This window comes from Exiguobacterium sp. s21, assembly GCF_018617975.1.
Taxonomy (GTDB): domain Bacteria; phylum Bacillota; class Bacilli; order Exiguobacteriales; family Exiguobacteriaceae; genus Exiguobacterium; species Exiguobacterium mexicanum_A.
The window spans coordinates 201625-214450 of record NZ_JACSLF010000002.1; the positions used below are offsets into that span (position 1 = coordinate 201625).

The window sequence follows — 12826 nt, forward strand, 5'->3', positions numbered from 1 at the left end:
CCCTCGGGCGATACGTCCATTTTTGATTACCATCTCCGTTTTTGCCGGAACGATGGATATAGGTGGAATTGGCCGGTCGCGACACGTTCCGCGGTTCGCGCGGTGATGCGTTCTTGACACGTCTGGCACATATACGTTTTAGCAGGTTTATTACGAAGTCGTTTCGCTTCGAACGACCACGAATCAATCGTATCGATTTTGTCACAAAGAGAGCACTTTACGCGCATGGTCTCACCTTCCTCTTCGTTAATTATAGCATGATTTCAGGAGAGAAAAGCAGGGAAAGAGGTTTGTAAGGGCGAATCCATTTCGTATACCCGTTCGGGAGGAGGGGAGTATATGGCGAGCAAAGCCGCGTTCGAACTCTCAAAGGCACAACAAGGTACGTTGAATGATATGCCATTGACATTTTTAATCACATTTGACGAACCGAAACGGTGGCCGATCACCCATGCGATCAGCTGGGTGCAAGCGCCGAATGAAGTAACGATACGTTTCGCCTTGACGAAAAATTCGCATGTGATCACGTTGCTCTCGCAGGAGAAGACAGCGAGTCTCATCTTTCTTGAAGGAGGACTTGCCTACAGCATCGCCCTGTCACACGTACACGAGTTCGAGCCGAGCGTGAAGCCGACGTTACACCTTCGCTTTTTTGAAGGGCACGTTGAAGAAGTCCGTAACGTCTCCTTTTACGGGGCGACATATGGACAACCGGGCATCGTCAAGACGTACGATGTCGAAGCAGCAGAAAAGCTGGACCGTGAAGTCAAGGAGAGTTTGAATTCTTGATCACCATCCTATTTTCGAGGGGCGGCAAAGTCTATGAAAAAAACGTATGTGCTCGATACGAACGTACTCTTACACGATCCACTATCCTTGTTCCAATTCGATGAGCACGATGTCGTCATCCCCGCCATCGTATTAGAAGAGCTTGACGGCAAAAAACGCAATATGGACGAGGTCGGACGTAACGCCCGTGAGACGGCGCGTGTACTCGACCAACTCCGCACGACCGGGAAACTACATGACGGGGTGCCGCTCGAGAATGGCGGTCACTTGTTCGTCGAGATCGGCCATGAACATACCGTCGATTTCCCGTTCGACGTCATGACGAACGATAACCGCATTTTGACCGTGGCGCTCGGCCTGGTGAAACAATACGAGCACGACCGGACCCGTAAAGTCGTCGTCGTCTCGAAAGATATACTTGTCCGCGTCAAGGCGGACGCGATCGGTATTGAAGCCGAAGACTATTTGACCGACCATATCGTCGATACGACGAACCTATATGCCGGCTACCGGGAGATCGAGGTCGATCAAGCCGTCATCGATGAATTTTACAAAGTCCGACAGCTACCGCTGTCTGCGTTGACGAAAAATCAACTGTACCCGAATTCATTCGTCGTTTTAAAAAGCAACGTCTCGAAAGCGAGCGCAGTCGCGGTCGTCGATGCGCTGCAACCGATCCTTCGTCCGCTCTCCCTAGACGTCGAACACGTCTGGGGCATCCATCCGCGCAACGTCCAACAGCGGATGGCACTCGACTTGTTGCTTCGCGACGATATCCCGTTCGTGACGTTGCTCGGGAAAGCCGGAACCGGGAAGACACTTCTCGCGCTTGCGGCCGGGTTGTCGCTCGTGGAAGACGAGCGTCGTTTCAATAAGCTCGTCGTCGCCCGTCCGGTCGTCCCAATGGGGAACGATATCGGCTACTTGCCGGGGGAGATGGAAGAAAAACTGCGGCCTTGGATGCAACCGATTTACGATAACTTAGAGTTTTTGTTTAATGCCAATTCGAAAGACGAGCTCGGGAACATCTTGGCCGGCATCAAATCGATTCAGCTCGAGGCGCTCACGTATATCCGTGGCCGCAGCATGCCGGACCAGTTCATCATCATCGATGAGGCCCAGAACTTGACGAAACACGAAATCAAGACGATCCTGACCCGCGTCGGGGAGAATTCGAAAATCGTCCTCGTCGGCGACCCGTATCAAATCGATCACCCTTATTTGGATGAATATTCGAACGGTCTCACGTACGCCGTCGAACGGTTCAAAGGGCAAAACGTATTCGGCCACGTCCAACTCATCAAAGGGGAGCGCTCGTCGCTCGCCCGGTTGGCAGCCGATTTACTATAATGAAAAACGCCGAGCGGCTGCTCGGCGTTTATTTCGTATTCGGATGAAGTGCCACTTGCACGTTCGATTTTTCGAGCAAGGCGTTCGTCAACATAATCAAACCGGTCACGATGAAGAGGGCGGAGAACCCGAAATGCGCGACGACTTGAGACCCGAACAACGGTCCGAGCAGGTTACCCATGAACTGGGCCGACTGATTATAAGAGAAGATGCGCCCGGCCGCTCGGCTCGGCGTGTGTTGTCGCAAAAGCGACTGCACGGACGGCATGAGCGCCGCGGTGGCGAAACCGAGGCCGAATCGCAACACGACGAGTTGCGTCGTCGACGTCACGAACGCCTGTGGAATCAAGAAGGCACTATAGACGATGAGCGCCCAAAACAAGATGCGTTCAGCCCCGTACCGGTCCGATAGCCGCCCGAGCCGCTGTGCGGAAATGAGCGCGGCCACGCCCGGTGCCGAGGCGACGATGCCTGCAATAAAGGCGAGCGATGTCGTATACGGGTTCAATTCCCGGACATACAGTGTCAGTAACGGACCGACCGACTGCGTCGAGAAAGTGATTAAAAAAGTCGTTAAAAAGAGACTTAAGATCAGTTGCGGATGGCGGAGCGAGGCGATGATCGATTTGGTCGAGTCTAGCCGTTCGCGCGCCACCGGGACGAAGTCCTCTTTGACGAACACGAGTGTGATGATGAACGTGATAATTAGAGCACTGCCGGTCAAGAGAAAAACGGGTCGAAGCCCAATCCAGTCGGCGAGGAGTCCTCCAATCAATGGACCGAGGAGTCCGCCGGTGATGCCACCGGTCGACAAGGTACCGAGCGCCCAGCCACTTTTCTCTTTTGGGGTTTGTGAAGCGACGAGAGTGATCCCCGCCGAGATGAATCCGGAGACGGCGCCCATGAGGAGCCGAAGTCCGACGAGTTGATACACGTCTTGGACGAAACTGATGAGCGTCATCACGACGGCCATGCCGAGACTTGCCCGAATGAGCATCAGCTTGCGGCCTTTTTGGTCGGCGAGCCTTCCCCAGAGCGGGGAGACGATGGCGGCCACGAGGAACGTGGCCCCGAAAGCGACGGCTGACCAGGTGACGACGTGATCGGGATTCGTGACCCCGAGCTCTTCGATAAATAAGGGGAGGAACGGTAAGACGAGGCTCATCGAGGCCGCCGTCAAAAAGCTACCGATCCAAACGATGATTAAGTTTTTCTTCCATAAAGGATACGTAAGCGTCACGACCTTTCAAACATGAAGTTTTTCCATAACCTATATGTTACACTTTGTGAAGTAAAAAGTCCAAAAAAATGAGAAGGCGCTATGGCCTTCTCGATCAAGCTTCTGTTCGCACTGCGATATGGTGGACGCCGCGCAAAACTTGCTGATGATGCAAGACGTATACCGGGCCGTCCGTGAGCACTTTCCCGTCCTTCGAGAACTGTAGATAGACGGTGCGCGCCTCATTGATTGGTAGCGTGAGCACCGATTCCCCATAAAAGCTGACGTGTGTCGCCGTAGTAATTGGTTCAGCGTTTTGCAGGAACGGAGCGAACGGCATCGCGAACGAGTCGCGAAGCGCCGCGTCTTTATCGGCCCGAGTCATCGGTTTATTGTGGTCGACACGTGTCCCTTGTGTCAAGCCGTCGTCCCATGCCTTCCCCATCTTGGCATAATACGCTTCATTATCATTCTCAACCGCGCGGTCGAGTTCCTCGATGTTCCGCTTGCGGTCGTCGAAAATCCATACGGTCGGGTCGATCGTCAACGCGTGACGAACCGCTCCGTCTAGTGGAAAAATCATTGATACGCCCCCTTTATTCACGATACACTGTACATTATACAGCTCTTCCGGGGAAAAAGGGAAACTGCGAGAAACTCGTAGTGAATCCAGACTGTTCATTGAATTATGATGAAATATAATGTACAGTTGAGTTATGACAAACAGTCTGTCATTGTACGGAGGAGGGGTCGTAGTGGCGACAAATTTGGCTGCAGTCCAACGGGAGCAAGCGCTTCAACTATTAGAGGCAGACGCTGAAAAAATCCGTTGTTTGATTGAAGTGCAGTTAGAAAACCTAAAAATGCCGAAGTGCCCGCTTTATGAAGAGGTGCTTGATACACATATGTTCGGTCTATCACGCCAAATTGATTTTGCGGTCCGTCTTGGACTCATTTCAGACATTGAAGGTAAAGGACTGCTCGATTCATTGGAACAAAAGCTGTCCGCCCTCGCGGAAGCTTCAGATTTATGAACCTTATACTCAAACTGTGCAAGCGGCGCTGTTTGAGTATTTTTTTATAATGGGTCAAGGATTGTTGTACATAAGGAAGTGAAAACATGAAAACTCGGTTTCGGTACTTTGATTTCTCACTGTTCATTGCGGTGCTCATGCTTGTCGGAATCAGCTCGATCATGATTTACAGTGCGAGCGTATGGAATCGCGGGGATTACGCGAACAGCGGTTTGTTCTATCGGCAACTCTTCTACGCCGGACTCGGGATTGTCGTCTACTTGATTGCGACGATGTTCCGCTATGAGAACTTTAGAAAACCAAATATTTTGTACGGTCTCTACCTCGTGTCGGTCGTCCTCTTGTTCGTCACGTGGGCGATGCCACCACTCAACGGGGCACGAGCGTGGCTCATCATCGGCGGATTCACGGTGCAACCGGTCGAGATTGCCAAGTTCGTGTTGATTTTATTGCTCGCGAACTATTATCACCAACTGTGGAACAATGAACTGAAAGGGTTGCCGGGACGACTCGGGCGAGCTGCGATCACGAAAAAAAGATTACGGGCCCAAGCCGGTGCCTTCTTCGTGATTCCCGTCATCTATTTCTTTCTCCCGTATGCGATCGCCATCAACGGGCAACCGGATATGGGAGGGCTGTTCGTCCTTGGCGCCATCATGTTCCTCATGTGGCTCGCCGTTGGGGCGCCGCTCCGAATCATCATCCCATCGGTGATCGCTGGGATCGGGGCCGTCTATTTGATGTTCACGACAATCTTCTCGGAAAACCAGCGCAGTCGGATTGAGGTCGTCTTCAATCCGTTCATGGATCCTGAAGGCTATGGCCATCAATTGCTCATGTCGATCATCTCGATTGTACATGGTGGGTTGACCGGTGTCGGTCTCGGCAACAGTTATCAGAAGTATGGGTATCTGCCCGAACCGGAGACGGACTACATCATGTCCATCATCGCGGAAGAGCTCGGTTTTGTCGGTGTCGTCGTCGTCCTCGTCCTGCTCTTTTTCATCGCGTTCCGCGCCGTCAATATCGCTAACCATAGCGATAGTCACTTCGCGATGTTCGTCTCATTCGGCATCGCTGCCCAAATCATGGTCCAAACCGGGATCAATATCGGGGCGATGTCGGGCTGGTTCCCGGGGACGGGGGTCACGCTTCCGCTCGTCAGTTACGGCGGGACGTCACTCATCATGACGATGGGCATTCTCGGAGTGCTCAGCAGCATCTCGATGCGAAACCGGCACCGGGAAGCGACAAGACGGGCTGAGATTCGTGAGAAGTCAGCCGAAAACGTGCAAGGTTCATCGTTACATGTTGTCAGGTAAGAAGGTTCGAACTACTTAAATGGGGGGATTTATGTTGAAACCAATTAGCAAATTACTTGTTGCCAACCGTGGAGAGATCGCCATTCGTGTATTTAGGGCAGCCACCGAACTAGGAATGCGCACAGTCGCCGTTTATTCACAAGAAGACAGCGGCTCGTTACACCGCTTTAAAGCGGACGAGGCATATTTGATCGGTCTCGATAAAAAGCCGATTGACGCCTATCTCGATATCGAGGACGTGATTCGAATCGCGAAACAGTCGGGGGCTGACGCGATTCACCCAGGATACGGTTTCTTATCTGAGAACATCGAGCTCGCACGTCGTTGCCGCGAAGAAGGTATCATCTTCGTCGGTCCGAATGAATCGCATCTTCATGCGTTCGGGGATAAAGTTCGGGCCCGTCAAAGTGCGATCGCGGCCGGACTCCCGGTCATTCCAGGTTCAAACGGACCGCTCACATCATACGAAGACGCGCTCGAGTTTGCGAACGAGCACGGGTTCCCACTCATGGTCAAAGCGGCGATGGGCGGAGGCGGCCGCGGGATGCGTGTCATCCGTACGGAAGCCGAGATGAAAGATTTGATTGAACGTGCCAAGTCAGAGGCGAAGCAAGCGTTCGGTTCAGACGAAGTGTACATAGAAAAATTAGTGGAGCGTCCGAAACACATCGAGGTTCAGATTCTCGGGGACGATCACGGTAACATCATTCATTTGTTCGAACGTGACTGTTCGGTCCAACGTCGACATCAAAAAGTCGTCGAGGTCGCACCGTGTGTGACGTTGTCTGAGGAATCGCGCCAAGCGATTTGTGACGCGGCGGTTAAGCTCATGCGTCACGTCGGCTACATCAACGCCGGGACGGTCGAGTTCCTCGTCACGGAAGACGAGTCGTTCTACTTCATCGAGGTCAACCCGCGCATCCAAGTCGAGCACACGATCACAGAGATGGTGACCGGCTTCGATATCGTGCAGACCCAGCTCATGATCGCGCAAGGCGAGTCGCTCCACGGCGACGTCATCCATATGCCGAAACAAGAAGACATCAAATTGCTCGGTTACGCGATCCAGTCACGTGTCACGTCAGAAGACCCGGGCAACAACTTTATGCCGGACACGGGCAAAATTATGGCGTACCGCTCTCCGGGCGGCTTCGGGGTCCGACTCGACGGCGGGAACGCTTACGTCGGAGCCGAGATCTCGCCGTATTATGACTCGCTTCTCGTGAAGCTGTCGACACACGGCATGACGTTCGAACAGGCGGCTTCGAAAATGGTCCGTAACTTGAACGAGTTCCGGATTCGCGGCATCAAGACGAACATTCCGTTCTTGATTAACGTGATGAAGCACCAGAACTTCATCAGCGGTGACTACAACACGTCGTTCATCGACGAGACGCCAGAATTGTTCGTCTTCCCGAAACGGAAAGACCGCGGAACGAAGTTGCTCAACTATATCGGCGACGTCACCGTGAATGGATTCCCGGGTGTCGGATTGAAAGATAAGCCGATTAGCCGCTCGGTCCGGATTCCGCAAGACCTTCCGGCTGAAGCCAAACCAGGTACGAAACAGATTTTGACGGAGCTCGGTCCGGACGGCCTTGCCGATTGGATCAAACGTCAACCTGAACTGTTGTTGACGGATACGACGATGCGAGACGCGCACCAGTCGCTTCTTGCGACGCGGATGCGGACACAAGACATCGTCAATATCGCCGAACCGACGAGTAAACTCATGCCAGAGTTATTCTCGGTCGAGGCATGGGGCGGGGCCACGTTCGACGTCGCCTATCGTTTCCTCTCGGAAGACCCATGGGTTCGCCTCATGCGGCTCCGCGAGAAAATGCCGAACGTCTTGATTCAAATGTTGCTTCGCGGCGCCAACGCGGTCGGGTATAAAAACTATGCCGACAACGTCATCGAACAGTTCGTCCATGAGGCGGCCTATGCGGGTGTCGACGTGTTCCGGATCTTCGACAGCTTGAACAACCTCGAGTCGATTCAACTTGCGATCGACGCGACCTTACCGACAGGAAAAGTCGCGGAAGCGGCCGTTTGTTATACAGGCGACCTGTACGATGGCAACCGTCCGAAGTACCACTTGCCGTACTATGTCGATTTGGCGAAGAAACTCGAAGCGAGCGGGGCCCACATCCTTGCCATCAAGGACATGGCCGGTCTGCTCAAGCCAGAGTCGGCATACGCGCTCGTCTCAGCCTTGAAAGATGCCGTCGATTTGCCGATCCACTTGCACACGCATGACGCTTCCGGCAACGGAATCTTCACGTATGCCCGGGCGACGGATGCGGGCGTCGACATCGTCGACGTGGCTGCGAGCTCGATGTCAGGCATGACGTCACAACCTTCAGGCGGCAGCTTGATTTATGCGCTCGATCACCATGAACGTCAACCGAAAATCGATGCGAAGCATTACGAGGTCATCAGCGACTACTGGCAAGACGTGCGTCATAACTATGAGCCGTTCGAAAGCGACATGCGTGCTTCGAACCCATCGGTTTATGAGCATGAGATGCCGGGCGGTCAGTATTCAAACTTGCAACAACAAGCGAAAGCGGTCGGGTTAGGCGACCGTTGGAGCGAAGTGAAGGCGATGTACGCCCGCGTCAACATGTTGTTCGGCGATATCGTCAAAGTGACGCCGTCGTCAAAAGTTGTCGGGGACATGGCACTGTTCATGGTCCAACATAACTTGAACGAACAAGATGTGGTCGAGCGGGGTCACCAACTCGACTTCCCAGACTCGGTCGTCGAAATGATGCGCGGTGAGCTCGGAACGCCTCCAGGCGGATTCCCGACAGACGTGCAACAAGCCATCTTGAAAGGCGAAAAACCGCTCGACGTACGTCCGGGTAAACTGATCGAACCGTATGATTTCAAGGCGGCGCAGACGAAGTTGTTCGAGAAGCTCGAGCGCCCGGTGACGGACTTCGAACTGCTCTCGAACGCGTTGTATCCGAAAGTGTTCGAGGATTACGTCACCCATTCGACGACGTATGGCGATGTATCCGTCCTCGACACGTTAACGTTCTTCTACGGCTTGAACGTCGGAGAGACGATTCAAGTCGAGATCGAGACCGGGAAGACGCTCATCATCAAACTCGTTCAAATCAGTGCGGCGAACGAGGACGGTATCCGTCTTGTCTCGTATGAGATGAACGGGGTACCGCGTGAAATCGAAATCAAAGACGTGAACGTGAAGTCGGCGACGACGAGCCGACCGAAAGTTGATCGGACGAACCCGAAACAAGTCGGTGCTTCGATGCCGGGATCGGTGTTGAAAGTGCTCGTCGAACCTGGTAGCCGTGTCCATCGCGGGGAACAGCTCCTCGTCACGGAAGCGATGAAGATGGAGACGACGGTCCAAGCCGCGCAAGACGGAGAAGTCAAAGCGGTCCATATTAAAGAAGGCGACACAATCCAAAGTGACGACTTATTGATTGAGTTTGTATAATGGAAAGAAGCATAGCGCGGCTATGCTTCTTTTTTAGATAGGAGTGGGAGAGATGAGACGAGTCTGTTGGTTTCGATCGGATTTTCGATTGACTGATAATCATATGTTACACCGGGTATTGAAAGACGCTGCTTCAGGCGATGAATTGGAGTTCGTCTTTTGGCTCAATCCGAACTATTGCGAGCCGTTCGAGACCCGGCACGATTACTTTTTCGCGACGATGCGACAATTTATGGGTGAGCTCAAGGAGAACGGCCTCGGCCTGCGTGTCATCGTCGCCGACACGGCCGAAGCGTTCGTCGAAGCGCTCGGTCAGTTTGACACGCTGTACTTCAACGCCGAGTATGTTGAACCGTTCAAGCAGCGCGACGATGCCGTCATCGAGGCGCTCGGGCAAGACGTCAAAGTCATCCGTCTGCTCGATCGGCATTTGTTTGCCCCGAACGCGTTCACGAAAAAAGACGGCGACCCGTACAAAGTGTATACGCCGTTCAAAAAGGCGGCCTACGCCGAAACGCCGCCCGCACCGTATGATGTCGATGTGACAGCGCTGAAGCAACTCGTCGCGACCGAACATGTCGTGCCTGCTGAGTTACGGCGTCAGTTCGACCGGTGCGAGCGTTCGTGGAAAGCGCTCGGAGAAGCGGCCGCGAAACGACGCTTGCATGACTTTGTCGCCAACCGGATCGACGCCTACGATGAGGACCGCGATATCCCGGCGATCGCCGGCACGAGCCGGCTCTCTCCATATCTACGGACCGGGGTGTTGTCGATCCGCACCGTGGCGGAAGCGGTGCTGTCGGCGCCGAAATCGAGCGGACGCGACACGTATTACGATGAGCTGTTATGGCGCGAATTTTATTATATGATCATGGTTCAATTCCCGGGACTGAAAGACCGTCCGTTCAACGACAAGTATAAGCGCCTCGACTGGGAAGACGATGCCGAGAACTTTCAGGCGTGGTGTGATGGGAAGACGGGTTACCCAATCGTCGACGCGGCGATGCGGCAACTGAACGAGACAGGTTGGATGCACAACCGGCTTCGGATGATCGTTGCCTCGTTCTTATCGAAACATTTATTGATCGACTGGCGAAAAGGGGAACGCTATTTCGAACAAAAACTGATTGACTACGAGGCGGCCTCGAATATTGGCGGCTGGCAATGGGCCGCCTCGGTCGGGACGGATGCGGTTCCGTACTTCCGCATCTTCAATCCGACGACGCAATCCGAGAAGTTTGATACCGAAGGGACGTTCATTCGGAAGTATGTGCCTGAACTCGCCGACCTCGACAAAAAGTCGATTCACTTTCCCGACCTCAGCGAGCGGAACGGATACATCGACCCAATCGTTGACCATAAGGAAGCGCGGGCCCGAGCGCTCGAACGGTTCAAGGATGCACAGTAAATAGGCATAGAAAAAAGGAGCGATGAACGTCGCTCCTTTTCGTATGTTCGATTAAACTGATTTTTGTCGAGCGGACGCGGTCGTCTGCTTCTGACTCCGATACGCATGATATGCCAAGTACGAGACAATCCCGAAATAGCAGGTAATCAAGAACGCGTGGAGGAGCGGTACGTATGTGGCATGTCCCCCAAGGACAATCCACGCCCCCGTGCCGACTTGGAGTAAGATGAAGAACAAGGACGCCCACATCCCGGTCTCGACGAGTCGATTCGTCTCCCGTCGCGCCAAGTACAACACGTACAGCGTATAGAAGACGAGCAGTCCCGCCATGATCCGGTGTCCCATTTGGACGTACGACTCGAACGTCCAGACGTCTTGGCTACATACCGGCCAGCCCACGCACGCATACGTCGCGCCGAGGTGACGGACATAAGCACCCGTGTAGACGACGACCATCGTATAGATCGTCAAGCCGTAAAGGTGAATCTTCAATCGTTCGGAGACGGCCCGATGTACGCGTTCTCCTTCGAACAAGAGAATCGTCAAAATGAGAAGCGACGCGAACGAGACGAGCGAGATGCCGAAGTGGAGCGCGAGAATCGCGTCCGACTGTTGCCAGATGACCGCACCGGCGCCGATGATGGACTGGATGAGCATAAAGATGAACGCGAGGAACGCGAACACTTTGACGTCATAGCGGTTCTTGACGACCGCGAACGTCCAAACCGTCAATGCGATGATGAGGAGTCCTTCGATGCCGGAGACGACACGGTGACTGTACTCAATCATCGTCTCGACGCTCGGATTCGTCGGAATCAGTTTCCCGTGGCAGAGCGGCCAGTCTGTACCGCACCCGTCGCCGGAGTCGGTCTTCGTCACGGTTCCACCCATGATGAGAACGAGCATCATCCCGAGCGTGACGAGTGCTGAAAATAGTGCGAGTTTTTTATGCATTCGTTTCCACCTGCTTTTGAGAAAAATCACTAGAATTATGCCTTGTCAGTTTATATTTTTTTCGTCATACTTATTATACGGCTTTACGTCGTAAAAACGAAACGGAAAAGCTTGCAATCGCTATCAAAATCGTTATTCTAGTATTAGCGTAGCGTTTTTACTGTGACAATTATCACACGTCTGTCACAAAAAACTAGCTATTTTACAAGCATAAACGACGTATTCTCTTTGAAAATATGGTATCTTTGTTATGAGTTAAGTGAACTTTGTTCATATTGTGTTTTTTCTGTGAAAAGAATACGAGGATTTCGTGATTAGTAGGGGGGTCAGTATGACAAAAGTCAACCCAGGGACAATGGCAGAAGTAGAATATACAGAATCCGCTTCGTTCCGCGACTATGTTGCTCTGGCAAAAATGGGAATCGTCCGCGCCAATCTTTTGTTGGTGTTCGCCGGTTTCTTTGTAGCAGCAACATATCAGAGTGATACGCCAGTACTTTATTTGTTTGAAGTTTGGCCACAACTCTTATTAACGATGTTAGGAAGCGCGCTCGTCATCTCCGGGAGTTGTTACCTAAACAACTTCGTGGACCGTGATATCGATTACTTGATGGGACGTACAGACAACCGACCAAGTGTCACCGGGAAAATTTCGGGAGAACGGATTTTGCTCCTTGGATTAACGCAACTCGCGATCGGGACATTGCTCTTATTGATCGTGTCGTATGTGGCAGCAGTCTTCGGTTTAATCGGGGCATTTTTTTATGTCGTCATTTATACGATGTGGCTTAAACGAACGCACACGTTGAACACGGTCGTCGGCAGCATCTCCGGAGCGGTACCGCCGCTCATCGGTTGGGCAGCCATCGATCCCGCGCTTCATATCGATGCGTGGCTCATGTTCCTCGTCATGTTCTTGTGGCAACCGCCACACTTCCTCGCGCTCGCCATGCGGCGTGTCGAGGAGTATCGAGCGGCCGGCATTCCGATGCTACCGGTCGTCAACGGCTTTGCGATCACCAAGCGACAAATCATTTGGTGGATCGCGACACTCATTCCAGCGTCGCTCTTGTTCTTGCATTACGGTTTGATCTACGTGATCGTCGCGGCCGGTCTTGGGGGCTACTGGTTATATCTCGGCTTGAAAGGTTTCAAGGCCGAAGATGAGATCAAGTGGGCAAACAAAATGTTCTTTTATTCATTGATTTATTTAGTCGTGTGGATTGTCACGCTGGTATTGACGGCACTTTGATAGTCGCACTCACTATATAGAAACCATTG

The 12826-nt window shown here is 52.9% G+C and carries 11 protein-coding genes; 7 read left to right on the plus strand and 4 right to left on the minus strand.

The window, feature by feature from the left end:
* Positions 1-26: 26 nt before the first annotated feature.
* Entirely contained in the window at positions 27-227 is a 201-nt protein-coding gene (locus KNP06_RS03525; protein ID WP_128122984.1) for a YlaI family protein, read from the minus strand.
* 112 nt (positions 228-339) lie between these two features.
* Here KNP06_RS03525 and KNP06_RS03530 point away from each other — a divergent pair, with 112 nt between their 5' ends.
* A complete protein-coding gene (locus KNP06_RS03530) occupies positions 340-789 on the plus strand; it encodes a PNPOx family protein (RefSeq protein WP_214710550.1) in 450 nt (149 codons plus the stop codon).
* A gap of 33 nt (positions 790-822) precedes the next feature.
* Positions 823-2139 (plus strand): PhoH family protein, encoded by a 1317-nt coding sequence (locus KNP06_RS03535; protein ID WP_214710551.1) that lies wholly within the window; start codon positions 823-825, stop codon positions 2137-2139.
* Positions 2140-2167: 28 nt separating this feature from the next.
* Here the strand turns inward: KNP06_RS03535 and KNP06_RS03540 are convergent, their stop codons facing one another.
* Positions 2168-3379 carry a multidrug efflux MFS transporter gene (locus KNP06_RS03540; protein ID WP_308162228.1) on the minus strand — a complete coding sequence of 404 codons (1212 nt, stop codon included), beginning with the start codon at positions 3377-3379 and terminating at the stop codon, positions 2168-2170.
* 94 nt (positions 3380-3473) lie between these two features.
* Entirely contained in the window at positions 3474-3941 is a 468-nt protein-coding gene (locus tag KNP06_RS03545) for a hypothetical protein (RefSeq protein WP_214710552.1), read from the minus strand.
* Between the two features lie 172 nt (positions 3942-4113).
* On the opposite strand from KNP06_RS03545, the gene KNP06_RS03550 reads away from it, so the two are divergent.
* The 4 genes from KNP06_RS03550 (at position 4114) to KNP06_RS03565 (ending at position 10591) form a co-directional block, all read left to right on the plus strand.
* The gene (locus tag KNP06_RS03550; RefSeq protein ID WP_021067011.1) at positions 4114-4392 is read left to right on the plus strand and encodes an Fpa/YlaN family protein; all 279 of its coding nucleotides are present in this window, start codon (positions 4114-4116) and stop codon (positions 4390-4392) included.
* An 86-nt stretch (positions 4393-4478) separates the two neighbouring features.
* Positions 4479-5714: an FtsW/RodA/SpoVE family cell cycle protein gene (locus KNP06_RS03555; RefSeq protein WP_214710553.1), complete on the plus strand. Its 1236-nt coding sequence runs from the start codon at positions 4479-4481 to the stop codon at positions 5712-5714.
* Between the two features lie 31 nt (positions 5715-5745).
* A complete protein-coding gene (locus tag KNP06_RS03560; RefSeq protein WP_138859662.1) occupies positions 5746-9183 on the plus strand; it encodes a pyruvate carboxylase in 3438 nt (1145 codons plus the stop codon).
* A 52-nt stretch (positions 9184-9235) separates the two neighbouring features.
* On the plus strand, positions 9236-10591 hold the full coding sequence (locus KNP06_RS03565; protein WP_214710554.1) for a cryptochrome/photolyase family protein: 1356 nt from the start codon (positions 9236-9238) through the stop codon (positions 10589-10591).
* 51 nt (positions 10592-10642) lie between these two features.
* Here the strand turns inward: KNP06_RS03565 and KNP06_RS03570 are convergent, their stop codons facing one another.
* Positions 10643-11545, minus strand: a complete 903-nt coding sequence (locus tag KNP06_RS03570; RefSeq protein ID WP_128122990.1) for a COX15/CtaA family protein — start codon at positions 11543-11545, stop codon at positions 10643-10645.
* A gap of 331 nt (positions 11546-11876) precedes the next feature.
* Here KNP06_RS03570 and cyoE point away from each other — a divergent pair, with 331 nt between their 5' ends.
* Positions 11877-12797 (plus strand): heme o synthase, encoded by a 921-nt coding sequence (cyoE, locus tag KNP06_RS03575; RefSeq protein WP_034777042.1) that lies wholly within the window; start codon positions 11877-11879, stop codon positions 12795-12797.
* The last annotated feature ends 29 nt before the right edge of the window (positions 12798-12826 follow it).

Coding starts and splice junctions, on each gene's coding strand:
- cyoE (WP_034777042.1), top strand. CDS start 11,877: ATGACAAAAGTCAACCCAGGGACAATGGCAGAAGTAGAATATACAGAA.
- KNP06_RS03530 (WP_214710550.1), top strand. CDS start 340: ATGGCGAGCAAAGCCGCGTTCGAACTCTCAAAGGCACAACAAGGTACG.
- KNP06_RS03565 (WP_214710554.1), top strand. CDS start 9,236: ATGAGACGAGTCTGTTGGTTTCGATCGGATTTTCGATTGACTGATAAT.
- KNP06_RS03535 (WP_214710551.1), top strand. CDS start 823: ATGAAAAAAACGTATGTGCTCGATACGAACGTACTCTTACACGATCCA.
- KNP06_RS03560 (WP_138859662.1), top strand. CDS start 5,746: ATGTTGAAACCAATTAGCAAATTACTTGTTGCCAACCGTGGAGAGATC.
- KNP06_RS03555 (WP_214710553.1), top strand. CDS start 4,479: ATGAAAACTCGGTTTCGGTACTTTGATTTCTCACTGTTCATTGCGGTG.
- KNP06_RS03545 (WP_214710552.1), bottom strand. CDS start 3,941: ATGATTTTTCCACTAGACGGAGCGGTTCGTCACGCGTTGACGATCGAC.
- KNP06_RS03525 (WP_128122984.1), bottom strand. CDS start 227: ATGCGCGTAAAGTGCTCTCTTTGTGACAAAATCGATACGATTGATTCG.
- KNP06_RS03570 (WP_128122990.1), bottom strand. CDS start 11,545: ATGCATAAAAAACTCGCACTATTTTCAGCACTCGTCACGCTCGGGATG.